Origin of the sequence: Pseudomonas sp. 32_A (assembly GCF_017490905.1) — a bacterium.
GTDB lineage: Bacteria > Pseudomonadota > Gammaproteobacteria > Pseudomonadales > Pseudomonadaceae > Aquipseudomonas > Aquipseudomonas inefficax.
Genome location: NZ_JAFGYI010000007.1, coordinates 34,211 through 58,674, shown reverse-complemented (window position 1 = coordinate 58,674; position 24,464 = coordinate 34,211). Strand labels below are relative to the sequence as shown.

Annotated in this window: 18 protein-coding genes; 8 read left to right on the top strand and 10 right to left on the bottom strand. The window is 64.1% G+C overall.

The annotated features are described in order from the left end of the window. Positions 1–53: 53 nt before the first annotated feature. Both J5M58_RS06535 and J5M58_RS06530 read right to left on the bottom strand, forming a co-directional pair. Positions 54–917: an ABC transporter ATP-binding protein gene (locus tag J5M58_RS06535; protein WP_112251256.1), complete on the bottom strand. Its 864-nt coding sequence runs from the start codon at positions 915–917 to the stop codon at positions 54–56. After that, positions 914–2,515: an ABC transporter permease gene (locus tag J5M58_RS06530; protein WP_243432227.1), complete on the bottom strand. Its 1,602-nt coding sequence runs from the start codon at positions 2,513–2,515 to the stop codon at positions 914–916. The genes J5M58_RS06535 and J5M58_RS06530 overlap by 4 nt, the downstream gene beginning before the upstream one ends. A 297-nt stretch (positions 2,516–2,812) precedes the next feature. On the opposite strand from J5M58_RS06530, the gene J5M58_RS06525 reads away from it, so the two are divergent. Together J5M58_RS06525 and J5M58_RS06520 are read left to right on the top strand one after the other, a co-directional pair. After that, complete coding sequence (locus J5M58_RS06525; protein ID WP_112251258.1) at positions 2,813–3,850, top strand: ABC transporter substrate-binding protein; 1,038 nt, start codon at positions 2,813–2,815, stop codon at positions 3,848–3,850. A 37-nt stretch (positions 3,851–3,887) separates the two neighbouring features. Then, positions 3,888–4,793 (top strand): TauD/TfdA family dioxygenase, encoded by a 906-nt coding sequence (locus tag J5M58_RS06520; RefSeq protein ID WP_207877608.1) that lies wholly within the window; start codon positions 3,888–3,890, stop codon positions 4,791–4,793. Positions 4,794–4,922: 129 nt separating this feature from the next. Here J5M58_RS06520 and J5M58_RS06515 read toward each other — a convergent pair whose 3' ends face one another. Next, entirely contained in the window at positions 4,923–5,837 is a 915-nt protein-coding gene (locus J5M58_RS06515) for a LysR family transcriptional regulator (protein ID WP_207877606.1), read from the bottom strand. A gap of 192 nt (positions 5,838–6,029) precedes the next feature. Between J5M58_RS06515 and J5M58_RS06510 the strand changes: the two genes are divergently transcribed. The 5 genes from J5M58_RS06510 to J5M58_RS06490 all read left to right on the top strand — a co-directional run bounded on the left by J5M58_RS06510 (position 6,030) and on the right by J5M58_RS06490 (position 14,702). Beyond that, entirely contained in the window at positions 6,030–8,366 is a 2,337-nt protein-coding gene (locus J5M58_RS06510) for a TonB-dependent receptor (protein WP_207877602.1), read from the top strand. A 17-nt stretch (positions 8,367–8,383) separates the two neighbouring features. Then, positions 8,384–10,060 carry an aryl-sulfate sulfotransferase gene (locus tag J5M58_RS06505; RefSeq protein WP_207877600.1) on the top strand — a complete coding sequence of 559 codons (1,677 nt, stop codon included), beginning with the start codon at positions 8,384–8,386 and terminating at the stop codon, positions 10,058–10,060. Positions 10,061–10,398: 338 nt separating this feature from the next. After that, a complete protein-coding gene (gabD, locus tag J5M58_RS06500) occupies positions 10,399–11,841 on the top strand; it encodes an NADP-dependent succinate-semialdehyde dehydrogenase (RefSeq protein ID WP_015268576.1) in 1,443 nt (480 codons plus the stop codon). Between the two features lie 183 nt (positions 11,842–12,024). Beyond that, positions 12,025–13,302 (top strand): 4-aminobutyrate--2-oxoglutarate transaminase, encoded by a 1,278-nt coding sequence (gene gabT, locus J5M58_RS06495; protein WP_112251266.1) that lies wholly within the window; start codon positions 12,025–12,027, stop codon positions 13,300–13,302. Positions 13,303–13,439: 137 nt separating this feature from the next. Further along, on the top strand, positions 13,440–14,702 hold the full coding sequence (locus J5M58_RS06490; protein WP_112251268.1) for a response regulator: 1,263 nt from the start codon (positions 13,440–13,442) through the stop codon (positions 14,700–14,702). 115 nt (positions 14,703–14,817) lie between these two features. On the opposite strand, the gene J5M58_RS06485 is transcribed toward J5M58_RS06490, so the two are convergent. Together J5M58_RS06485 and desA are read right to left on the bottom strand one after the other, a co-directional pair. Further along, positions 14,818–15,846 (bottom strand): sensor domain-containing diguanylate cyclase, encoded by a 1,029-nt coding sequence (locus tag J5M58_RS06485; RefSeq protein WP_207877599.1) that lies wholly within the window; start codon positions 15,844–15,846, stop codon positions 14,818–14,820. Between the two features lie 100 nt (positions 15,847–15,946). Beyond that, complete coding sequence (gene desA, locus J5M58_RS06480) at positions 15,947–17,131, bottom strand: delta-9 fatty acid desaturase DesA (RefSeq protein ID WP_207877597.1); 1,185 nt, start codon at positions 17,129–17,131, stop codon at positions 15,947–15,949. Positions 17,132–17,277: 146 nt separating this feature from the next. Here desA and dibA point away from each other — a divergent pair, with 146 nt between their 5' ends. Further along, entirely contained in the window at positions 17,278–19,173 is a 1,896-nt protein-coding gene (gene dibA, locus J5M58_RS06475) for a phosphodiesterase DibA (protein WP_207877595.1), read from the top strand. A gap of 93 nt (positions 19,174–19,266) precedes the next feature. Here dibA and J5M58_RS06470 read toward each other — a convergent pair whose 3' ends face one another. Genes J5M58_RS06470 through J5M58_RS06450 form a run of 5 tightly spaced genes read right to left on the bottom strand, consistent with a single transcriptional unit; the run spans position 19,267 to position 24,377 of the window. Continuing rightward, positions 19,267–19,911 (bottom strand): methionine ABC transporter permease, encoded by a 645-nt coding sequence (locus J5M58_RS06470; RefSeq protein WP_008096606.1) that lies wholly within the window; start codon positions 19,909–19,911, stop codon positions 19,267–19,269. Further along, a complete protein-coding gene (locus J5M58_RS06465) occupies positions 19,901–21,010 on the bottom strand; it encodes a methionine ABC transporter ATP-binding protein (RefSeq protein ID WP_207877594.1) in 1,110 nt (369 codons plus the stop codon). The genes J5M58_RS06470 and J5M58_RS06465 overlap by 11 nt, the downstream gene beginning before the upstream one ends. Before the next feature lies 1 nt (position 21,011). Then, entirely contained in the window at positions 21,012–21,812 is an 801-nt protein-coding gene (locus J5M58_RS06460; RefSeq protein ID WP_196181228.1) for a MetQ/NlpA family ABC transporter substrate-binding protein, read from the bottom strand. Continuing rightward, the gene (locus J5M58_RS06455) at positions 21,805–23,196 is read right to left on the bottom strand and encodes an LLM class flavin-dependent oxidoreductase (protein WP_207877592.1); all 1,392 of its coding nucleotides are present in this window, start codon (positions 23,194–23,196) and stop codon (positions 21,805–21,807) included. Before J5M58_RS06455 ends, J5M58_RS06460 begins: the two co-directional genes overlap by 8 nt. Then, on the bottom strand, positions 23,196–24,377 hold the full coding sequence (locus tag J5M58_RS06450; protein ID WP_207877590.1) for an SfnB family sulfur acquisition oxidoreductase: 1,182 nt from the start codon (positions 24,375–24,377) through the stop codon (positions 23,196–23,198). Before J5M58_RS06450 ends, J5M58_RS06455 begins: the two co-directional genes overlap by 1 nt. Between the last annotated feature and the right edge of the window lie 87 nt (positions 24,378–24,464).

Here is a 24,464-nt window from a genome sequence, read left to right as displayed (position 1 = left end):
ATTCAAAAGTCATGTGCAGTCCTGTGAGAGCGGGCACGCCCGCTCCCACAGGCTCAGAGCGCAATCAGCTCCGGCCTCAGCCCTTCGACCCGTCGCACCGGCGGTGTCAGGTAGCCGCCATCCCCAGTGATCTGGTGCAGTACCTTCTCGCGCAGCCCGTGAAGTGCTACGCCCGTACGCAACCGTGGGTGTGGCAGGTCGATTTCCACCACCGACTTGATCCGCCCCGGGCGTGGCTCCAGAACCACCACCCGGTCGGCCAGGTAGGTAGCCTCTTCGGCGTCATGGGTGACCAGTAATGTGGTGATGCCGGCACGTTCGCGAATGGCCAGCAGCTCGTCCTGCAGTTGCTGGCGGGTCAGCGCATCCAGCGCGCCGAACGGCTCGTCGAGCAGCAGGATACGCGGGCTGGCTACCAGGCCTCGGGCGATCGCCACGCGCTGGGCCATGCCGCCGGACAGCTGGTGTGGGTAGGCCGACTCGAAACCGACCAGCCCCACCAGTTGCACGAACTCGTGTACCCGTCGCGCGCGTTCACCCTGGATGAGCGGCTCGTTGACCAGGCCCAGAGCAATGTTCTGTTCCACGCTCAGCCAAGGGAACAGCCGGTGTTCCTGAAACACGATGCCGCGCTCGCTACCAATGCCGCTGACAGTGTGGCCGTCGACGCGGATACTGCCGCTGTAGTCGGTATCCAGCCCGACCAGCAGGCGCAGCAGGGTGGATTTGCCGCAGCCGGAAGCACCGACGATGGCGATGAATTCGCCTTGGTTGATCGACAGGTTGAAGTTGCGGATGGCTTCCAGCGGCTGGCCATCGACGCTGAACACTTTGCCGACCCCCTCGAAGCTGACCAGGGGAGGAGTGACGTCGGGCTGGTTGGCCGCGTGCAGGTGTGAGGTATTGAAGGCGTTCATGCGGTTCTCCAGCGCGTGGCGCGCGATTCGAGGCGTTGTCCAAGGGTGCCGAGCAGGGCGCCGACCAGGCCGATCAACAGCATGGCGGCCATTACCTGGTCCATGCGGAACAGTTGCTGCGCGCCGACCATCAGGCTGGCGATACCGCCGTCCGAGGGCATGAAGTATTCGGCACCAATGGTGCCCAGCCAGGCGTAGATCAGCGACAGGCGCAGGCCGGCGAAAATGGCCGGGGCTGCGCCGGGCAGCACCAGCAGGCGCAGGCGTTGCCACAGGTTCAGGCGCAGGGTGCGCGCCGCTTCGCCCAGCTGCGGCGACAGGCTGGCGATACCGCGCTGGGTGGCGATCAGCAGCGGGAAGAACGCGGCCATGCCGACGAATACCTGCTTGGCCCCTTCACCAAGGCCGAACCAGGCTGTGAGCAGCGGCACCCAGGCAAACAGCGCCACCTGACGCAGGGCCGACAGGCTTGGCCCGAAGATACGTTCGGCATTGGCCGAAAGCCCCAACAGCAAACCGACCAGCAGGCCAGCGCCACCGCCGAGTAGCAAGCCGGCCAGGGCGCGCTGCAGGCTCAGCAGCAAGGCCTGAGGCAGCGAACCATCGGCCAGGCCGGTCAGCAGGGTGCGCAACACTTCAAGTGGCGAGGTCAGGATGTTGCTGTCGACCCAGCCAAAGCTGCTGCTGGCCTGCCACAGTGCCAACAGTGCCAGTGGCAGCAGCAGGCTTTGCCAACCCCGCGGCACGGGGCCACGGTGCTGCTCCCCTGTGGCCGCTTGCGGCCAGTACAGCAGGCGCTTTTCCAGGGCCGAGAAGCCGCGCTCCAGCAGTGCGCCGACCAGGCCGATCACCAGGATGCACAGCAGCACCAGGTCGAGCATGAACAGTTGCCGCCCCCACACCATCAGGTAGCCAATCCCTTCGCTGGAGGCCAGCAGTTCGACCGCCAGCAGCGAGGTCCAGCCGGTGGCCAGGGCCAGGCGTACGCCAGTTAGAAAGGCGGGCAGTGCAGCCGGCAGCAGCAGCCGCAGAAAAAGCAGATGGCGAGGCAGGCGCAGCACTGCAGCGGCCTCTCGCAGCTTGGGCTGGGCATCACGTACACCGACCAGCGTGTGCAAGGTAACGGGGACCACCACGGCTTTTACCAGCACCACCAGCTTGAGCAATTCGCCGATCCCGAAGAACAGCATGAACAACGGGATCCAGGCCAGGGTAGGAATCTGTGCCAGCGCCACGAAAGTAGGCAGCACCAGCGTCTGCGCCCGCCGCGAAGCCCCCAGCCAGACTCCCAGCAGCAAGCCGCTGCCGATGCCGACCGCCAACCCCCAGAACAACCGCTGCAAGCTTATCCACAGGTGCCCCCACAGCTCGCCGGAGCCAAACTCCACCGCGCTCTGCCACACCAATGCCGGCGCTGGCAGGATCTGCTCGCTCATCCAGTGCTCCCGGCTGGCCACTACCCACAGCAGCGCAATAACCACAGGCAACAACCAGGGCAGCAAGCTGGCGCGATCTTTGTGGGAGCGGCCTTGCGTCGCGAATGGGCCGCGCAGCGGCCCTCGAAACCAATCCCGACCTCTGCTCAGAATTCCATTCATCGGCCATCTCTCGAAGCATTGTTAGATTATTCATTTATGGAATTAAAAATTCTCAAAAACGACTTTCAAGAGATAAGAGCATGCACTTCCTGCATACGGAAGCCCCTCGCCGTTGCGTTTTCCTCATATTTTCCATGCGTTTTCCGCAAGCCCGCCGCAGGCCCGCATGTCGCCTGATTTATGCTTTCCAGTTACTGAAGAATGAAGTTTTGATCTTTGTAGGTTCTAACAAGACCTGCCTAGCTTCTGGCCAAAGCGCCGGCCATCGCCGGTGGCAGCCTGCCAAGGAGCCTTGCCATGAAAACCCCGCTGCGTCACCTGATCACCGCCCTTGGGCTGGCCTTTACCCTCAGCGCCCACGCAGCTGAACCGGCCAAGCCAGCAAGCATCCGCATCGCCGTACCCGACCTCAGCGCGGGCAGCAAGCCCAGCGCCGGTGGCGTGGTCGATGTGCTGCGTGACCAGCAACTGCTGGAGAAGGAATTCGCCAAAGACAACATTCGCATCGATTGGCACTTCTTCAAGGGCGCCGGGCCGGTGGTGAACGAAGCGTTGGCCAACGGCCAGGCCGATTTCGCCTACCTCGGCGACCTGGCCGCCATTGTCGGCAAGGCCAATGGCCTGGACACCCGCGTACTGTCGGCGGGCGTACGTGGGGTGAAGAGCTACCTGGGCGTGGTGCCCGGTTCCGGCATCAAGACCCTGCACGACCTCAAGGGCAAGCGCGTGGCGGTGTTCCGTGGCACCGCCAACCAGCTGTCGTTCGCCAGCGCCCTGGCCAGCCAGGGGCTGAGCGAGCGCGATCTGAAGGTGATCAACCTGGACTTCAACGCCGCCAACGCCGCACTGGCCGCCAAGCAGATCGACGCCACCTGGGGCCTGTCCAACCTGCTGTCGCTGCGCGAACGCGGGCTGGTCGAACTACCGGTCAACTCACGTGACCTGGAAGGCGCCGGCAGTACCCAGGCGGTGCTGCTGGGCACTGGCGACTTCATCCGCAAATACCCCGAGCTGGTGCAGCGCCTGGTCAATGCCCAGCAACAGGCCAGCGCCTGGCTGCGCGACGAACACAACCGCGAGGCCTACGTCGAGCTGGTGGCCAGCAATGCCAACTGGCCGCGCAGCATCCTTACCGACGACCTGGCCAAGGAAGACCTGGCCCATTACTTCGATCCACGGCTGGACGCCGAATTTGTCGGCCAGCTGCAGCAGGGCGTGGACCTGGCTGCCAAGGAGCGCCTGATCCGCCGTGGCTTCCAGGTGGCCGACTGGATCGAACCACGCTTCCTCGAAGCCGCCCTGCAACAGAAACAGGCCGTGCAGGCCGCCCGCTGAAACCCGAAAACCCGACAATGACCGCAAGGACACGACCATGAGCAACGCCGCCCTGGCCACTGCGCCACAAACCCTCGAACTCGACATACACCCGGTTGCCGGCCGCATCGGCGCCGAAATTCGCGGGGTGCAATTGTCCGCCGACCTTGATGCCGCCACCCTCGACGCCATCCAGGCCGCGCTGGTGAAGCACAAGGTGATCTTCTTCCGTGGCCAGACCCACCTGGATGACCAAAGCCAGGAAGCCTTCGCCAAGTTGCTCGGCGAGCCGGTCGCCCACCCCACCGTGCCAGTGGTGGATGGCACCAGCTACCTGTTGCAGCTCGATGGTGCCGAAGGCCAGCGGGCCAACTCCTGGCACACCGACGTGACCTTCGTCGACGCCTACCCCAAAGCCTCGATCCTGCGTAGCGTGGTGGCGCCGGCATCCGGTGGCGACACCGTGTGGGCCAACACCGCCACGGCCTACCAGGAGCTGCCCGAGCCGTTGCGCGAGCTGGCCGACAAGTTGTGGGCGGTGCACAGCAACGAATATGACTACGCGAGCCTCAAGCCCGATGTCGAGCCGGCGAAGCTTGAGCGTTACCGCAAGGTGTTCACCTCCACCGTGTACGAGACCGAGCACCCGGTGGTGCGCGTGCACCCGATCAGTGGCGAGCGGGTGCTGCAGTTGGGGCATTTCGTGAAGCGCATCAAAGGTTATTCGCTGGCAGATTCGCAACACCTGTTCGCAGTGCTGCAAGGGCATGTGACACGCCTGGAGAACACCGTTCGCTGGCGCTGGCAGGCTGGGGATGTGGCGATCTGGGACAACCGCGCGACGCAGCATTATGCAGTGGACGATTACGGGACCCAGCCGCGGGTGGTGCGGCGGGTGACCCTGGCGGGTGAGGTGCCGGTCGGGGTGGATGGGCAACTCAGCCGTACTACGCGTAAAGGCTGATATTGCCGGGGCCGCTTTGCGGCCCATCGCCGGCAAGCCAGCTCCCACAGGTACTGCACATGGCTTGAACTCGGCGCGGTCGGTGTGGGAGCTGGCTTGCCGGCGATTCGGGGGCACAGCCCCCGCCAGCTACAACTCGGTATCGCAGGCAATCAGTTGCCTGACCAGCCCCTGAGCCAGCGGCGATAGCCCATACCCCACCCGGCTCACCACCCCATAACGGGTATAGAACGCTTCCTCCTGCTCCACTGTCAGGTCGGCCAGCTGCAATGCCACCAATCCCCCGTCACGCTGATACGGCCGCAAGTTGGCATTGCAGGCAATGCCGATGGTGTCCGAATGCATCACCACATTCAGCAGCGCATAGCCATGCTCGCACTCCACCGTCGGCAGAAAATCCTGCCGCCCGCTGAGGTCGCTGAGGATCTTGCGGATATTCGGCGGGCGGAAGGTGGTGGCCAGGGGATAGTCGAACAGGTCACGCGCCTGCACATTCTCGCGCTCGGTCAAAGGGTGCCCGACGCGGCAGCAGAAATGCCAGCGCTGCGGCGCCAGCTTGTGCACCTGATAGTCCGGATCAGATTCGAACTGGCGGGTGTCGGCGACGAAGAACTCGATCTCCTCGGCAACCAGCTTGCGGTTCAGCGCCTGCCAGTTATCTACCTGGAAGCAGGTACGGGCCGCGGGGTATTCGGCGACGAAGCGTGCCACCGCCCGCGGTACCAAACCCCCTGCCGGCGCGGGGCCGGAGCCGAAGCGCACCACGCCGGTAGTGGCACCGTTGAACTGGTGAATCTCGTTGACCAGGTTGTGTGCCCCATGCACCAGCCGCCGCGAATGTTCCAGCACCAACAGGCCCTGGCGAGTCGGCGCCAGCTCCTTGCTGGCGCGGTCCACCAGGCGGCAGCCGATGTTGTGTTCGAGGGTCTGGATGCTGCGGCTGAATGCTGATTGCGACAGGTTCACCGCAGCCGCCGCAGCAACGAAGCTGCGGTGCTCGACAAGGGCAATGTAGTGGCGCAGCTGACGGAGATCGATATGCATTTTTTACATTGAAACTTTCGGTCGAATGCAATTGCTGACAAGGGTTAGCCACCTTATAAAGGGTGTCACTTATTCCACAAAATATGAATTGCAAATATTTATATCACTTAAAAGAATATAAGCCCGACTGACCGCGATTCGGTTCCGCCAACGGAAATGCTCGCCAGGGCCCATGCCTCAAGGAGCATTTGCATGTCCGGAGTTTCCCGTTGGCCTGCGCGCGCGTCGCGTTTCACCTTGCAACCCTTGGCTGCTGGCGTGCTGCTGGCCGCATCCTCTACCAGCTTCGCCGAAGAGCCAGTCAACGCCACCCCGGCGGTGGAGCAGGAAGCCAAGCTCGGTACCGTCACGGTCAATGCACGCCGCCGCGAAGAAACCGCGCAAAGCGTGCCCACGCCGATCAGCGTGCTCGACAGCGAAACCCTGGAAAGCCAACGCATCTACCGCGTGCAGGACCTGCAGCAACTGGTGCCAAGCACCAACGTCGCCTACGTTCATGCCCGCCAGTCGAGCATTTCGATCCGTGGCCTGGGCAACAACCCCGCCAGCGATGGCCTGGAAGGCAGCGTCGGCATCTACCTCGACAACGTCTACCTCGGCCGCCCCGGCATGGCCGTGTTCGACCTGCTGGACGTGGAGCAGCTGGAGGTGCTGCGCGGCCCGCAAGGTACGCTGTTCGGCAAGAACACCACCGCCGGCGTGCTCAACATCACCACGCGCAAGCCCACCTTCCACCGCGAAGGCAGCATCCAGCAGTCGATAGGTGAAGACGGCTACCTGCAGACCCAAGGCAGCTTCTCCGGGCCGATCAGCGACACACTGGCGGGGCGCATCAGCGCCTACCGCACCGAAGACGACGGCTATGTGAAGAACATCCACAACGGCGACGACCTCAACGGCGGCAAGCGCCAAGGCTTTCGTACCCAGCTGCTGTTCAAGCCGAGCGAAACCTTCAACCTGCGCTGGATCGGCGAATACAACGAAGAAGACTCCGACAACGGCATCCTCAGCCTGTACAGCACCGGCCCGACCATCAATGGCGTCAACCGCTACGAAAGCCTGGCCGCGCAGGCCGGCGCAACGTTGGTGTCGGGCAAGGACCGCAAGGTCAACTTCGACGCCGACCAGCAAGTGACGGTGTTCCAGGGCGGCACCTCGGTGGAGGCCAACTGGACCCTGCCCAACGACTTCACCCTGACCTCGATCACCGCCTACCGCTGGTGGGACTTCACCCCGCGCAATGACGACGGCCTCAACGTGCCGGTGTTCTACAGCGCCGGGGTATCGGTGCGCGACAAGCAGTACTCGCAGGAAATCCGCCTGGCTTCGCCCACCGGGGGCGCCTTCGACTACGTGCTTGGCGCGTACTACTTCAAGCAGGACCTGGACAACAAATCCTTCACTTACTACGGGCCGCAGGCGGATATCTGGAACCTCACCCCGGCTGGCGCCCTGGCCAACGTCGACACCATTGGCAACGGGCACATCGACACGGACAGCTACGCGCTGTTCGCCCAGGGTACCTGGCACATCACCGACCGCCTGGACTTCACCGCCGGCGTTCGCGGCACCTATGAAGAAAAGAGCGCCTGGGTGACCCGCGATGCACCAACCGGCGGCGCAGCAGTAACCGGGGCCGCCGCAGCAGCGCGCCAGGCTCGGGTAGGCGCCTACGATTCAGGCGACCTCAACCAGTACAGCTTCAGCCCCTCTGGCCTGCTGGGCCTGAGCTACCGCTTCAACGAGCAGTTGCTGGGCTACGCCACCCTGACCCACGGCGAGAAGTCTGGCGGCATCAACCTTACCGTTGGCGCTGCGCCTCGGTTGGGCACCGACTCGCTGCTGGTTGGCACCGAGCGGGTCAACAACGCCGAAGTCGGCTTGAAAAGCTCGCTGTTCGACGACCGCCTGCAGCTCAATACCAACCTGTTCTGGGCCGAAGTGCATGGCTACCAGGCCAACGTCTACGACCAGGTCAACCGCGTGCAGTACCTGGCCAACGCCGGCAAGGTGCGCTCGCGTGGCCTGGAGTTCGAAGCCACGGCGCTGCCGCTGCGCGGCCTCACGGTCAACTTCAACGGCTCGTGGAACGATGTGCGCTACACCGAGTACAAGGACGCCCCATGCCCGCCGGAGGTGAGCCTGGCCAACGCCACCGCCACTTGCGACTTGTCCGGCCACCAGGTTGTCGGCGCCTCCAAGTACATCGCCAACCTCAACACCCAGTACAAGTGGCAGGCCAGCGAGCACATCGAACCCTATGTCACCGCCAGCTACGCCTTCCGCTCCAAGGCGGTGGGCACCATTGACGACTCCGATTTCGGCCAGATCCCCAGCTACGCGCTGGTCAACCTTTCCGCCGGTGTGCGCCTGGACCAGGCCGACGGCGTGGTCGACCTGTCGCTGTGGGTGAAGAACGCCGGCGACAAGACCTACTTCACCAGCCTTTGGAACTCCGCCAACGGTGGCTATGCCGGCGTGCTCGGCACCCCGCGCACCTTTGGCGCCACCGCCCGTTACGACTTCTGAGCACAAGGAGCTATGCCATGAATGCCAAGACCGAAACCCCTGCATTGCCTGAAGGCGCCTGCCTGACCGCCAAGGTCCCCGAACCTGACGGTGCCCTGCTCGGCGATGTGGTGGTCAACCCGTATCGCCTGGCGCCGCTGACCGCAATCATTCGCGACGGTGGGCGCAGCCTGAGTGCCGCGCACGTGCGCGTGCTGGGGCGGGGCGAGCGGGGTGTGGACATCGCCTACGAGGTATCCGACCGCTCGTTGTGGACCTACGGCGGCATCCCGGTATTCGGCCTGTACCCGGATCACGTCAACCAGGTGGAAGTGACCTACAAGCTTGACGGCGAGCGCATCCGCGAGCATTACCAGATCTACGCCCCGGCCGTGCGCTTGCCGGTGGTGGCCAAGCAGACCGCTGCCTTGCCTGAAGTACAGCCGGTCAAGGTAGCGCCAGGTTTTGAAAAGCGCCTGTACCTGTTCAACCACCTGCAGGGTGACATCCCGGGCGGGCGCGCCTTCAAGTGGAATGCCTTGGGCGGCGCGGCAGAATGGGACCAGGTGGGCAACAACTGGATTGCCGACAGCAATGGTGACGTGCGCTGGTACCTGGACATCGAGCAGATCCACGACTCCAACCGCCGCGATGGCCTGGGCGGCACCATGGGCTTCCAGCAGACCCGCGACGGCAAGCTGATCTGGGGCCAGGGCCAGACCTATTCCAAATACGACCTGCTGGGCCGGCGCATCTGGCAACGCACGCTGCCCGACAAGTTTGCCGATTTCTCCCATGAAATCCGCGAAACCGCCAATGGCACCTACCTGCTGCGGGTGGGCACCAGCGACTATCGCCGGCCCGACGGCAAGCGCGTGCGCTCGATCCGCGACCACATCATCGAGGTCAACGAGGCCGGTGATGTGCTGGACTTCTGGGACCTCAACCAGATCCTCGACCCGTACCGTGGCGACCTGCTGGAAACCCTGGGCAAGGCAGCCATCCAGTTGCCGCCCGGGGTGCAGAAACAGGACGAGCGGCTGGCCAACGAGCTGGCCGAGGGTGACCTGCCCTTTGGTGACACCCCGGGGGTGGGCACCGGGCGTAACTGGGCACACGTAAATGCCATCGACTACGACGCCGAAGACGACAGCATCATCGTTTCAGCACGGCACCAGGGCGTGGTGAAGATAGGCCGCGACAAACAGGTGAAATGGATTCTCGCCTCGCCCCAAGGCTGGCCTGAGCGCCTGCGCGAAAAAGTGCTGAAGCCGGTGGCGAGCGAAGGCTTCGACTGGTCGTGGACCCAGCACACCGCCTGGCTGACCGGCAAAGGCACGCTGACCGTGTTCGACAACGGCTGGGGCCGCGACTTTGCGCCAACCAGGCTGACCGGCAACTACAGCCGGGCGGTGGAGTACCGCATCGACGAGGCCAAGGGCACGGTCGAGCAGGTGTGGGAATACGGCAAGGAGCGCGGCGACGAGTGGTACAGCCCGGTGACTTCGGTGGTGGCCTACCGGCCAGAGACCGACACCCAGTTCATCTACTCGGCGTCGGTGAACTTCCTGACCCCGGAGAAACTGACAACCACCGTGCTCAACGAGGTGCGGCGCGGGACCCAGGAGGTGCTGGTGGAGCTGAAGGTGCGCAGCCGGCAGCCGGGCAGCGTGGGTTACCGGGCACTGGTGATCGACCTGGCCAAGGCGTTCTGATCAATCCCTTCCGGGAGGGCCGTCGGTCCTCCCATCACATTTCCTTCAGCTCCTTCGTCTAACCTGTACTGGCCTCTTCGCGGGTAAACCCGCTCCCACAGGTACTGCACAAATTCTGGATGCTGTGCAGATCCTGTGGGAGCGGGTTTACCCGCGACGAGGCCGGTTGCCATTATGCAAATCATGAAATTTCCGCCAAGGTGTTCAACCATTCGTTCTTTTTTTCGAACAGCCTATTGTCCAACACCCCAGCAGCCGCTTAGCATTCGTTTGAGATTTCAAACGCTCGATGCCCTGCCTTGGGCGCTTTTCAACAATCAACAATTCGGGAAGCCGACATGCAGCTCAAAGACGCTCAGTTGTTCCGCCAGCAAGCCTACATCAATGGTGAGTGGCTGGATGCGGACAACGGCCAGACCATCAAGGTCACCAACCCGGCCACTGGTGAAGTCATCGGTACCGTGCCGAAGATGGGCACCGCGGAAACCCGCCGCGCCATCGAAGCCGCCGACAAGGCCCTGCCGGCCTGGCGTGCCCTGACCGCCAAGGAGCGTTCGGCCAAGCTGCGTCGCTGGTTCGAACTGATGATCGAGAACCAGGACGACCTGGCTCGCCTGATGACCACCGAACAAGGCAAGCCGCTGGCCGAAGCCAAGGGCGAAATCGCCTACGCTGCCTCGTTCATCGAGTGGTTCGCCGAAGAAGCCAAGCGCGTCTATGGCGACACCATCCCGGGCCACCAGCCAGACAAGCGCCTGATCGTCATCAAGCAGCCAATCGGCGTTACCGCGGCCATCACCCCGTGGAACTTCCCGGCCGCCATGATCACCCGTAAAGCCGGCCCGGCCCTGGCCGCTGGCTGCACCATGGTGCTCAAGCCTGCCTCGCAGACCCCTTACTCCGCCCTGGCCCTGGTCGAACTGGCCCACCGTGCCGGCATCCCGGCTGGCGTGCTGAGCGTGGTTACCGGCAGCGCTGGCGAAGTTGGCGGCGAACTGACCGGCAACTCCCTGGTCCGCAAGCTGTCCTTCACCGGCTCGACCGAAATCGGTCGCCAGCTGATGGAAGAATGCGCCAAGGACATCAAGAAGGTTTCCCTGGAGCTGGGTGGCAACGCCCCGTTCATCGTGTTCGACGACGCCGACCTGGACAAGGCGGTCGAGGGCGCGATCATCTCCAAGTACCGCAACAACGGCCAGACCTGCGTCTGCGCCAACCGTATCTACGTGCAGGACGGCGTTTACGACGCGTTCGCCCAGAAGCTGGCCGCCGCTGTTGCCAAGCTGAAGATCGGTAACGGCCTGGAAGAAGGCACCACCACTGGTCCGCTGATCGACGGCAAGGCTGTCGCCAAGGTCCAGGAACACATCGAAGACGCCGTTGGCAAAGGCGCCAAGGTACTGTCCGGTGGCAAGATCATCGAAGGCAACTTCTTCGAACCGACCATTCTGGTCGACGTACCGAAGACCGCTGCCGTCGCCAAGGAAGAGACCTTCGGCCCACTGGCGCCGCTGTTCCGCTTCAAGGACGAGGCCGAAGTCATCGCCATGTCCAACGACACCGAGTTCGGCCTGGCCTCGTACTTCTACGCCCGCGACATGAGCCGTGTGTTCCGTGTTGCCGAAGCCCTGGAATACGGCATGGTAGGTATCAACACCGGCCTGATCTCCAACGAAGTGGCACCGTTCGGTGGCATCAAGGCCTCGGGCCTGGGCCGCGAAGGTTCCAAGTACGGTATCGAGGACTACCTCGAAATCAAATACCTGTGCATCAGCGTCTGATCGCACGGTAACGGCTTTACCTCTGCCAGCGGGGCGCGAGAGCGACGTCTCGCTGGCCTTTTTTACATCGCAGTACCTGGTGGCCAGGGCGTTCATGGCAGTCGATCAACGAATACTGTTCGCGAGCACTCCCAGCCACCCCCGAATAAAAGCGCCACTCCAGACCGGCGCAATGAGGGCATTATGAGCAAGACCAACGAATCCTTGATGCAACGTCGTGTAGCCGCCGTCCCACGTGGCGTTGGCCAGATCCACCCGATCTTCGTCGATACCGCGAAGAACTCGACCGTGATCGACGTTGAAGGCCGCGAACTGATCGACTTCGCCGGCGGCATCGCAGTATTGAACACCGGCCACCTGCACCCGAAAGTGGTTGCGGCCGTGCAAGAGCAGCTGACCAAGGTCAGCCACACCTGCTTCCAGGTGCTGGCCTACGAGCCTTACGTAGAGCTGTGCGAGAAGATCAACAAGCTGGTCCCAGGCGACTTCGACAAGAAGACCCTGCTGGTCACCACCGGCTCCGAAGCCGTTGAAAACGCCGTCAAGATCGCCCGTGCCGCCACTGGCCGCGCTGGTGTCATCGCCTTCACCGGCGGCTACCACGGCCGTACCATGATGACTCTGGGCCTGACCGGCAAGGTCGTGCCGTACTCCGCTGGCATGGGCCTGATGCCAGGTGGCATCTTCCGCGCCCTGTTCCCGAGCGAACTGCACGGCATCAGCGTTGACGACGCCATCGCCTCGGTCGAGCGCATCTTCAAGAACGACGCCGAGCCGCGTGACATCGCCGCGATCATCCTCGAGCCGGTACAGGGCGAAGGCGGCTTCCTGCCAGCGCCGAAAGAGCTGATGCAGCGCCTGCGCGCCCTGTGCGACCAGCACGGCATCCTGCTGATCGCCGACGAAGTACAGACCGGCGCTGGCCGTACTGGCACCTTCTTCGCCATGGAGCAGATGGGCGTTGCGCCCGACCTGACCACCTTCGCCAAATCCATCGCTGGCGGCTTCCCGCTGGCCGGTGTGTGCGGCAAGGCCGAGTACATGGACGCCATCGCTCCTGGCGGCCTGGGCGGTACCTACGCCGGCTCGCCGATCGCTTGCGCCGCGGCCCTGGCCGTGATCGAAGTGTTCGAAGAAGAGAAACTGCTGGACCGCAGCAAAGCTGTGGGTGAGCGCCTGACCACTGGCCTGCGCGAAATCCAGAAGAAGTACCCGATCATCGGCGACGTCCGTGGTCTGGGCTCGATGATCGCTGTCGAAGTTTTCGAGAAAGGCACTCACACCCCGAACGCTGCTGCCGTTGGCCAGGTTGTCGCCAAGGCTCGCGAGAAGGGCCTGATCCTGCTGTCCTGCGGTACCTACGGCAACGTCCTGCGTATCCTGGTTCCGCTGACCGCCGAAGACGCACTGCTGGACAAAGGCCTGGCTATCATCGAAGAGTGCTTCGCTGAACTCGCCTGATGTGACGCGCTTCAGAAAAAACCCGCTTCGGCGGGTTTTTTTTTGTGCCCAGGAAAGCCATGGAGCGCTATCGTTGTCGGAGGATTTGCTCAGGAAGCTGCGATGGACTGTGTGTCAGGGCTATTCAGGAGTTGGCGATGAACGCTGCAGACCCCACCCCACCAAGCGTGCTGATTGTCGAGGGCGACCCCTGGGTACGCGACATGCTCAGCGAAATGCTGCTGAGCGTGCGCTGTGATGCCCGCCTGCAGGTCTGCGCCGACGGCTCGCAGGCCTTGAGCGCGCTGTCCAGCAAGCCCGACCTGATCATCGCCGCGCGCGAACTGGCTGGTGTCGATGGCCTCGACCTGTTGCGCAAGGTGCGCGCCAAAGGCTCGGGGTTGCCGTTCATCCTCATGAGCAACCGCAGCGACAGTGCCAGTGTGCGCGAAGCATTGCCCCTGCACCCCACGGCCTACCTGAGCAAGCCGCTGAACCTGGACACCCTGCGCAAGCGCCTGGAAGAGCTGCTGCTGGCGGTTGGCGAAGAAATCGCCTGCCCTGTGCCGGCCTTGCAGGCAGGTGCCAGCCTGCCAGCCTACCTCGAGCAGCGTCGCGCTACCGCCGATGGCGGGCCGCTGCTGGCCGATGTGCAGGTGGCGATCAAGCGCGCGCTCAACCCCCATGGCTTGAACCTGAGAGTGCTTGAAGAGCAAGTGCAGGGCGACCCGCAGATCACCGCCGTGCTGATCGCTGCGGCCAACAGCGCAGCACTGCACCGCGAAGCACCGGTGCAGACGTTGCTGCAGGCCTTGAACAAGCTTGGCAGCACCCAGAGCATGAACCTTATCCTGGGCATGACCCTCAAGCGCAGTGCGCGCCTCAGTGACCCGCTGCTGGCGGAGCATGCAGCCCGTTACTGGGATTTGTCGCTGCACGCTGCCGAATATGGCCGCACCTTGGCACGCATGCTCGAGCTGGACGAAGGGCTTTGTTATTGCGCGGGGTTGCTGCATTGCCTGGGCGACCTGGCGGTGCTGCGCTGCCTGCAGGAGTGGCGGCTGGCCGGGGGCGAGCTGGATGAGGACCAGGTGCAGCTGTCGCTCAATGAGTTCGGTGCGGCGTTCGGCTCGGCGCTGCGTACGCGCTGGCGGTTGCCGCTGGGGTTGCGCGAGTTGATCGCGGCAATCTACCAACTGGGTGGCGGGGTGTATTCGCGGGAGATCCTGGCCATGAACCTGGCCGGGCAGTTGTCGCGGCTGCCGGCCGAGCAGGGGCTGGAGAAGGTGGCCAGCAGCAAGACTGCGCGGCTGCTCAAGCTTGGCCTGCCGGAACTGAGGCGGTTGCGCAAGGTGGAGAACCCGGAGGTGAAGCCGCAGCAGGAAGAACCGCCTTTAGCTGAGGGTGAAGTTTCGGGCTGAGATCTTGGGGCCGCTTTGCAGCCCATCGCGACACAAGGCCGCTCCTACACGGGTACGCGGTTGCCTGTAGGAGCGGCCTTGTGTCGCGAAAGGGGGGCAAAGCCCCCCCAAAGGCTCAGCCGCGGACGATCTGGTTCTTGCCCTGGCGCTTGGCCTGGTACATCGCCGCATCGGCCCTGGCATACAGGCTGTCCAGCGCCGCATCCTCGTCAGTCAGCCCGGTCACTCCCTGGCTTACCGTCACGCCGTAGGTCTGCTCCCCATGGCTGAAGCTCAGCCGCTGGATATGCCGCTGCAAGCGCTCGGCAATCTGTTCCGCCACCTGGGCAGTACAGCCCGGAAACACCGCCGCGAACTCCTCACCGCCAATACGCCCGAACACGTCGCCCCGGCGTAGCACGGCCTTGCCGCTGTCGGCGATCTGCTGCAACACCTGGTCGCCTTCCTGGTGGCCATAGCTGTCGTTGATGCGCTTGAAATCGTCGATGTCCAAGAGCAGGAAGGCCAGTGGCGTACCGTCTTCGCGGGCGCTGTCGAAAGCTTGCTGGGCGCATTCGAAGAAGTGCCGGCGGTTGCTGCTCTGGGTCAGCACGTCGGTGGTGGCCAGGCGCTGCAGCTCGCCTTCGAGCTGCTTTTTCTCGGTGATGTCTTCGGCGATGCCGACGATGATCACCCGGTCGCCATCGCGTTGCTGATTGATGTAGCACTTGTCGCTCAGCCAGCGTAGCTGGCCGTCGGCATTGAAGATGCGGTACTCACGGTCTTCCACCGAGCCCTTGAGCAGTACCTGGGCCAGGCTGCGCTCGGCGAACTCCAGGTCGTCGGGGTAGATGCTGTCGCGCCACTCGTTGTAGTCGGCCAGTACCAGGCTGGCCGGGCGGCCGAAGATTCGCTCGTAGGCGGGGCTGACGTACAGCACCTGACGGGTTTCCCAGTCGAAGGCCCATAGCACCGCGTTGACGCTGTCGAGCAGCGAGCTGAACAGCTGCTCGCGCTCGCTCAGGCGGGCAACCTCACCCTGGGCGTGGAACAGCGCAAGCAAGGTCTGGGCGGCTTCGGGAGGCGGGGTGCCGGGCAGTATCGTTGGAATGTTCTTGGCCATGTGCACGGAGCAGATCTCGGCGTGAAAGCGTGCGGCCAGCATCTGGCCCGCCACGCGGGCGATGTGCCAGATATGAGTGTAAACGAGAGGGCGAAGTTCCGGTCGGCACGCCCCGCCAGAGGGGCATGCCGATCAACGGCGGTCAGGCGCCGGTCGGGCGCAGGGAGTAGGTCTTGAGCTGTGCCGCGAAGTCGCGCAGAGCCTGGATGCCGCTGGTTTCCGCGTCGTGTACCCAGTCCTTCATGGCGGCCAGCATGTCGTGGCCGTTGGCGCTGGTGCGCGCCCAGATCTGCTGCAGGGCCAGGCGTTTTTCGTAGATGGTCTTCAGCGCCTGGCTGTGGGCGAGCATCGACTCGATGCGCACGTGGTGGCGGTTTTCCAGCAGGCTGGTCTCGCGCGACAACAGGCGCTTGGCACGGCGGAAGTGGTGGCGCAGCGAGGCATCGACGCGGGCCAGTTCCTGGGTGACCAGCGGGCCGATCACCAGCTTGCGGTACTGGGCCATGATCTGGAAGCGGTTGTTGAGAATGGCCATGGCGGTGTCCATGTCCAGGTTGCCTTTGCCTTCGACCCGGTGGGCGATCGGCGCCACGCGCTGCACCTTGGCCAGGCGCAGCAGGCAGAACAGGCGGATCCACGCCCAACCCATGTCGAACTCCCAGCGCCTGACCGACAGCTTGGCCGAGTTGGGGTAGGTATGGTGGTTGTTGTGCAGCTCTTCGCCACCGATGACGATGCCCCACGGCACCAGGTTGGTGGCGGCATCGCGGCATTCGAAGTTGCGGTAGCCGAGCGCGTGGCCCAGGCCGTTGACCACCCCGGCGGCCCAGAACGGAATCCACATCATCTGCACTGCCCAGATGGTGATGCCGATGGTGCCGAACAGCAGCAGGTCGATCACCGCCATCAGCGCGATGCCGCCCAGCTTGTAGCGGGAGTAGAGGTTGCGCTCGATCCAGTCATCCGGGCAGTTCTTGCCGTAGATGCGCAGGGTTTCCGGGTTGCGCGCCTCCTCACGATAGAGCTCGGCACCTTTGCGCAGCACTGTACTGAGGCCCTTGTGTACGGGGCTGTGCGGGTCCTCGGGGGTTTCACACTTGGCGTGATGCTTGCGGTGGACGGCAGTCCACTCGCGCGTGTTCTGCGCCGTGGTCAGCCACAGCCAGAAACGGAAGAAGTGCTTGAGCGCGCCATTGAGCTCAAGGGCCCGGTGCGCGGAGTAGCGATGCAGGTAGACCGTGACGCTGACAATGGTCACGTGGGTCATCAACAAAGTGATGCCGACCAGTTGCCAGGCCGACAAGTCGAGCAGGCCGTTGTACCACATAGGTGTAGATACCCTCGAAATGCAGGGGGAAGGGCCGATTATCCCTTGACCGGGAAATAAAACCAGTCAACCGTTCAGATAGGAAGTCACGGCATGTTTCAGCCTTTATAATGCCCCATCATTTTCTATGGGCAATTGCACCCGACATGTCTGTTTCAGTTCGCGACGCCTTGCGCATGGCTGCGCTGTATGTGGTGCTCTCGGTCCTCTGCCTGACGCTGGCCGAGGTGGTGTTGCACGGCATGACCGACGACCCTCTTGCACTGAACGTGGGCCGGCAGATCAACCTGGTGGTCTGGGTGCTGCTCAGCGCTGTGCTGATCTATGTGTCGCGGGTACGGCTGCTCGACTTCATCGGGGTTGGCGCGCGTCTGCGTGGCGAAGACCGTGAACGCCTGCGCATGGCTGCGGCGGTGTTCGACAGCACCCTCGAAGGCGTGCTGGTGACCGATCGCGATGGCCTGATCGTGCACGTCAACCGTGCCTTCATGCGCATCACCGGCTACCAGCAGGACGAGGTCATCGGCCAGCGCCCGAACAAGTTCAAGTCGGGTCGCCATGGCCTGGCGTTCTACCAGCAGATCTTCGCCACCCTGGCGGAAAAGGGCGAGTGGAGCGGCGAAATCTGGAACCGGCGCAAGAGCGGTGAAATCTACCCGCAGTGGCAGACCATTTGCGCCATCCGTGACGATGAAGGCGAGCTCAGCCACTACGTGGCGGTGTTCAGCGACATCAGCGCGATCAAGCATTCGGAACAGGAACTGGCCTACCTGGCCCACCACGACCCACTGACCGGCCTGCCCAACCGCTTGCTGTTCAACGACCGGGCCGAGCAGGCCCTGGCCGCAGCCCAGGCCAACAAGCGCGGTTGCGCCTTGCTGCTGCTGGACCTGGATCACTTCCAGAGCATCAACGACGGCCTTGGCCACACCATCGGCGACCAGTTGCTGAAGCTGGTTGGCGAGCGTCTGGGCGAGGTGCTGGGCAGCGGCGTGACCCTGGCGCGCCTGGGGGGCGACGAATTCGGCGTGCTGGCGGAAAACTGCCATGAGGTCGGCCAGGCGGGCAAGCTGGCGCAGGGCATCATCGAGCGCATGCGCGATCCGTTCGTGTTCGACGGCCACCGCCTGTTCATCAGCGTCAGTGTGGGCATCAGCCTGTTCCCCAGCGATGCCTTGAGTGCCGAGCAGTTGCTGCGCAATGCCGACTCGGCGTTGTACAAGGCCAAGAGCAACGGGCGAGCCTGCTATGCGCTGTATACCGAAGAGCTGACCGCTCACGCCCAGCACCGGGTCGAAACCGCCGGCGAGCTGCGCCGGGCCCTGGAGCAGGACGAATTGCGGGTGTTCTACCAGCCGGTGCACGACCTAGCGAGCGGCCGCCAGGTCGGCGTCGAAGCCCTGGTGCGTTGGCAGCATCCCCAGCGCGGCCTGGTGCCACCGGGTGAGTTCATCCCGATTGCCGAGCGCACCGGGCTGATTGCCGAGATCGACGCTTGGGTACTGCGCCAGGCATGTCGGCAGATGGTGCGATGGCAGGGTGAAGGGCGGCAGTTGGCGTTCGTGGCGGTGAACATCTCCAGCCGCCTGTTTGGCCAGCCCGAGTTGTACCAGCAGGTGGCCGAGGTGCTGCACGACACCGGCCTGGACCCGGCCGTGCTGGAGCTGGAGGTGACCGAGAGTGCGGTGATGGAGGACCCGGAGGTGGCGCTGGAGCAGCTGCACCGCTTGCGCGAGCTGGGGGTGACCCTGGCCATCGACGACTTCGGCACCGGTTATTCATCGCTGCTGCGGCTGAAGCGCTTGCCGGTGCAGAAGCTGAAGATCGACCAGGGCTTCGTTGCCGGGTTGCCGCTGGATGAGGACGACATCGCGATTGTCCGGGTGATCATAGCCCTGGCCCGCAGCATGGGCATGCAGGTGCATGCCGAAGGTATCGAGCAGGCGGAGCAGGCCAGCTTCCTGCTACAGGAGCTGTGTCAGCTGGGGCAGGGGTACTGGTTCGGGCGACCGGTGCCTGCCGAGGATCTGCACTGGGGTTGAGGGCCTCTTCGCGAGTAAACCCGCTCCCACAGGTACTGCACAGGGTTTGATGGCTGTGATATCCCTGTGGGAGCGGGTTTACCCGCGAAGAATTCAACGCTTGTTCAAGCCTTTCGCCAAGCGGTCCCCACCCAGCTGGATCAACGCCACCAGCGCCACCAGCATGGCGATCACGGTCAGCATGATCTGGCTATCGAAACGCTGGTAGCCATACCGGTAGGCAATATCCCCCAAGCCCCCGGCACCGATCGCTCCGGCCATGGCCGAGGAGTTGATCAGGGTCACCAGGGTAATGGTGAAGCCCCCCACGATCCCCGGCAGCGCCTCCGGCAGCAGCACATGCCAGACGATGTGCCAGCGTCGGCAACCCATGGCCTGCGCAGCTTCCACCAGGCCGTGGTCGACTTCGCGCAGGCTGACCTCGGCAATCCTCGCGAAGAACGGCGTGGCGGCAATGGTCAGCGGCACCACCGCGGCCCACACGCCATAGGTGGTACCCACCACCAGGCGGGTGAAGGGGATCAGCGCGACCATCAGGATCAGGAACGGAATCGAGCGGAACAGGTTGACGAAGGCACCCAGCACCCGGTTCAACAGCGGCGCCTCGAAAATCCCGCCCTTGTCGCTGGTGACCAGCAGCACCGCCATCGGTACCCCCACCAGCAGCGCGATCAGCGACGACACGCCAACCATCAGCAGGGTATCGAGCAAGCCTTCCAGCAGGCGATCAAACCACATGGCCCAGTACCTCCACGTCCTCGGCCCAGCGGCGGGCGCGTTCCAGCAATTGATGGGTGTCGTGCGGCGAGTGCTGCACTGACAGGATCAACTGCCCCAGAGCATGCTCGCCTATGGTCTCCACACCGCCCTGCAGCAGGCGCACGCGGCCGCCAAGGTCGTTGAACAGGGCAGACAGTTCGGGCTCGCCGAGCAGGGTCAGCCTCAGCACCACGGCACTGTCGCGGCTTGCCGGGCTGGCCCGCAGGCTGGCTTGCAGCGCAGCTGGCAACCTGGCTTGCAACGGTGCCAGCAGGGTACGGGTGACCTCGTGGCGTGGTGAGCCAAACACCCGCCACACCTCACCCTGCTCGACCACTTCGCCTTGTTCCAGCACCACCACCCGGTGGCAGATATCGCGAATTACCGCCATCTCGTGGGTGATCAGCACGATGGTCAGGCCCAGGCGCTGGTTGATGTCACGCAGCAGTTCCAGAATGGAAGCGGTGGTTTCCGGGTCCAGCGCCGAGGTGGCCTCGTCGCACAGCAGGATCTCGGGGTCATGTACCAGCGCCCGGGCAATGCCCACGCGCTGCTTCTGCCCGCCGGACAGCTGCGCCGGGTACACATGGTGCTTTTCCTGCAGGCCGACCAGCTCCAGCAGTTCGCGTACCTTGCGCTGGCGTTCGGCCTTGGCCACGCCGGCCACCTTCAGGGGCAGCTCGACGTTCTGCCACACGGTCTTGGCCGACATCAGGTTGAAGTGCTGGAAGATCATGCCGATGCGCCGGCGCAGGGCTACCAGGTGGTCCTCGTCGAAGGGCGCGATGTCCACCTGATCTATCAGCACCCGGCCCTGGCTGGGTTGCTCCAGACGGTTGATGGTGCGCAGCAGCGATGACTTGCCGGCGCCGCTGCGGCCGATGATGCCGAAGATTTCGCCATGGCGGATGTTCAGGTCGATGCCTTGCAAGGCCGGTTGCGCCTGGCCCGGGTAGGTCTTGCCCAGGCCGATGAAGCGCACATGGGCTTCATTGACCTCCGGGCGCAAGGCCTGCTCCCTGGGCGTTGGCGGCAGTGGTTGTATGGTAGGCGCCCGGAGCGCGCTGGCCTGGCTCATGTCAGCCCTCCCAACCGGCCTGGTAGAGCTTGCCGTGGGCTTTGTCCAAGGCTGCGCGTACTACCGGCGAGTGCTGGTAGATGTCGACGAACCTGGCCAGGCGAGGGTCATCCTTGCTTTGCGGGCGAATGACGAACTGGATCACGTATTCCTTGTTCTCCAGGCCGTCGAACAGCAGTGCGGAGCCGGCGTCGAAGCTGTTGGCCAGGCGGATGTAGGCCGGGTAGCCCTGCACCAGGTCGGCGTCGTCATAGGCACGTACCAGCTGCACAGCCTCTACCTGAAGGATCTTCAGTTTTTTCGGGTTGGCGACGATGTCGTCCTCGGTGGCCTTGTAGCCCACTCCAGGCTTGAGGGTGATCAGCCCGGCCTTGGCCAGCAGCTGCAGGCCACGGCCGCTGTTGATCGGGTCGTTGGCGATGGCCACGCTGGCGCCTTCGGGCAGGTCGGCGAAGCTCTTGTACTTTTTCGAGTACAGGCCGACGTTGTTGATGATACCGGGGGCGTAAGGCACCAGGTTGAAGCCTGCAGCTGCCTTGGCGTTCTCCAGGAACGGGATGTGCTGGAAGTAGTTCACGTCGATGTCGCCGCTGTTGAGGCTGACATTGGGGGCGATCCAATCGCTGAACTCGACCAGCTTCACTTCCAGGCCTTGCTTGTGCGCTTCTTCCACTGCGGCTTCCAGCGGGATGGCAAAGGCCGAGGTGGTGCCGATCTTCAGCGGTTCGGCAGCCAACGCGCTGGCGGACAGGCCAAGGGTGAGAGCAATGGCCGCGACGGGCCGGAACAGTTTATCAAGCATGGTGCAGGGCTCCAGTCGGGGCAGGGGTAGAGGTAAAGCGGTAAGCCGAGCCAGGGTGGTCGGCGGGCAGGTGCGGGTGGTCGGCCTGGAACAGTTTTTCGCGCAGGGTGCCTTCGGCGTAGGCGGTCTTGTAGCGGCCACGCTGTTGCAACTGCGGGATGACCAGGTCGATGAAGTCCTCGAAGCTTTCCGGGGTTACGGTGCGGGTCAGGTTGAATCCGTCCAGGCCGGTTTCATCGATCCAGGCGATCAGCTGCTCGGCCACCTGCTCGGGCGCGCCGACCAGGGTCACGTAACGGCCACCCAGGGCGTGCTGCTGCAGCAGGCGTCGGCGGGTCCAGGCGTTATCCTGCAACTGGCGGGTGGCGGACTGGATGGCGTTGCCCTGGCTGAAGGCAATAGGCTCGTCCAGGGCGTAGGCGGCGAAGTCGATGCCGGTGGACGCTGCAAAATGCGCGACCCCGGCCTCGGCGCTGGCATGGCGCAGGTACTCGGCATGCTTGGCCTGGGCCTGCTGCTCGGTGGCGGCGACGATCACCGTGATGCCCATGAACACCTTGACCGCCTGCGGGTCGCGGCCAGCGGCCTGGGTGGCGGCGCGCACCTTGTCGACCTGGGCGCGCGTGGCGGCCTTGTCCTGGCCACTGATGAACACACATTCGGCATGGTTACCGGCGAAGGCCAGGCCACGCTGCGAGCTGCCGGCCTGGAACAGTACCGGTGTACGCTGTGGCGAGGGCTCGCACAGGTGGTAGCCGTCGACCTTGTAGAACTCGCCCTGGTGGTTGACCTTGCGCACCTTTTCGGGCCTGGCATAGACGCGCTGCTGGCGGTCGGCGACCACGGCATCGTCGGCCCAGCTGCCTTCCAGCAGTTTGTACAGCACCTGCAGGTATTCGTCGGCCTGGTCGTAGCGACGGTCATGCTCGGGTTGCTGCGTCAGGCCCATGGCCCGAGCGGCGCTGTCGAGGTAGCCGGTGACGATGTTCCAGCCCACCCGGCCATTGCTCAGGTGGTCCAAGGTGGAAAGGCGCCGGGCGAACAGGTATGGCGCCTCGTAGGTGAGGTTGGCGGTAAGGCCGAAGCCCAGGTGGCGGGTAACGGCGGCCATGGCCGAGACCAGCAGCAGCGGGTCGTTTACCGGCAGCTGGATGGACTCCTTGAGGGTGACGTCCAGCGACTGACCGTAGATGTCGTAGGTGCCGACGATGTCGGCGATGAACAGCCCGTCGAACAGGCCGCGCTCCAGCAGGCGCGCCAGGCTGGTCCAGTAGTCCAAGGTCTTGTACTGGGTCGAGGTGTCCCGTGGGTGGGTCCACAGGCCGTGGTTGATGTGCCCGATGCAGTTCATGTTGAAGGCATTGAGCAAGATCTGCTTGGCCATCAGATGGTCCCCCGACGTGGTGGGTTGGCATCGTTCAGGTAGTAGTTGCCGATGGCGTGGTACTTCCAGCGCACCGGGTCGTGCAGGGTGTGCACGCGGGCGTTGCGCCAGTGGCGGTCGAGGTTGTGTTCGGCCAGGGTGGCCTGGCTACCGCCCAGTTCGAACAGCGTGGTGCCGGCCGCGAGGGAAATCTCGGTGCTGATGGCGCGGGCCTCGGCCACCGCGATGGAAGCGGCGGCCACGTTGTCGGCAGTGCTGTCGTCACGGGCGCGGTCCAGGTATTCGCCGGCGCGCTCCAGCAAGGCTTCGGCGGCGTGCAGGCGGATCGCCAGGTGGCCGAAGCTCTTCAGCGTCAGCGGGTCATCGCTGGCCTTGTCCAGGCCGGAGTCGACCCAAGGGCGGCTGCGGGTGCGCACGAAGTGCAGGGCATCTTCGTATGCGGCGCGAGCGATGCCGGTGTCGATGGCCGCATGAAGGATCTGCGCCAGCGGGCCGACCGGGGTGGGGCGTTCGAAGGCGCTCTGGAACGGCACCACATCGTCGGTGCTGACATAAACGTTGTCGAACACCACCGAGCCGCTGCCTGTGGTGCGCTGGCCAAAACCGCTCCAGTCGTCGATAACCTTCAGGCCCTGGCTGTCGGCCGGGACGAAGGCCAGCTGCTGCACGCCCTGTTCATCGACCACCGAAGTGGGAATGCGCTGGGCGTAGATGGCGCCGGTGGAGTAGAACTTGCGGCCGTTGATGCGAAAGCCATCGCCGTCGCGGGTCAGGCGGGTGGTGCGCTCGTTGGCGGTCTTGGTGCCCAGTTCGGCCAGGGCGTTGCCGAAGCGCTTGCCCGCCAGTACTTCGGCGTACAGGCGTTGTTGCTGTTCAGGCGTGCCGTTTACCCGCAGCACTTCCAGTGCATAGAAATGGTTTTGCGGGATCTGCCCGAGCGAGCCGTCGGCCTGAGCGATGCGGGCGATGACCTTGGCCAGGGTGATGTTGGACACGCCGGCCCCGCCAAAGGCCTTGGGCACGCTGATGGCCCACAGGCCGGAGCGGGTGAACAGTTCCAGTTCGGCGTGCGGCAGGCGGCGCTCGCGGTCGCGCAGGGCGCTGTCGCGGCGTAGTTGTTGGGCGACTTCTTCGGCGACCGCCAGGGCTTCGGTGTCGCTGGTGATGATGTTTGTAGTCATGGTGTGTCTCCGGGGCCTTGGGGCCGCTTTGCGGCCCTTTCGCGACACAAGGCCGCTCCCACAGGGAACCGCGCACTACTTGTGGGA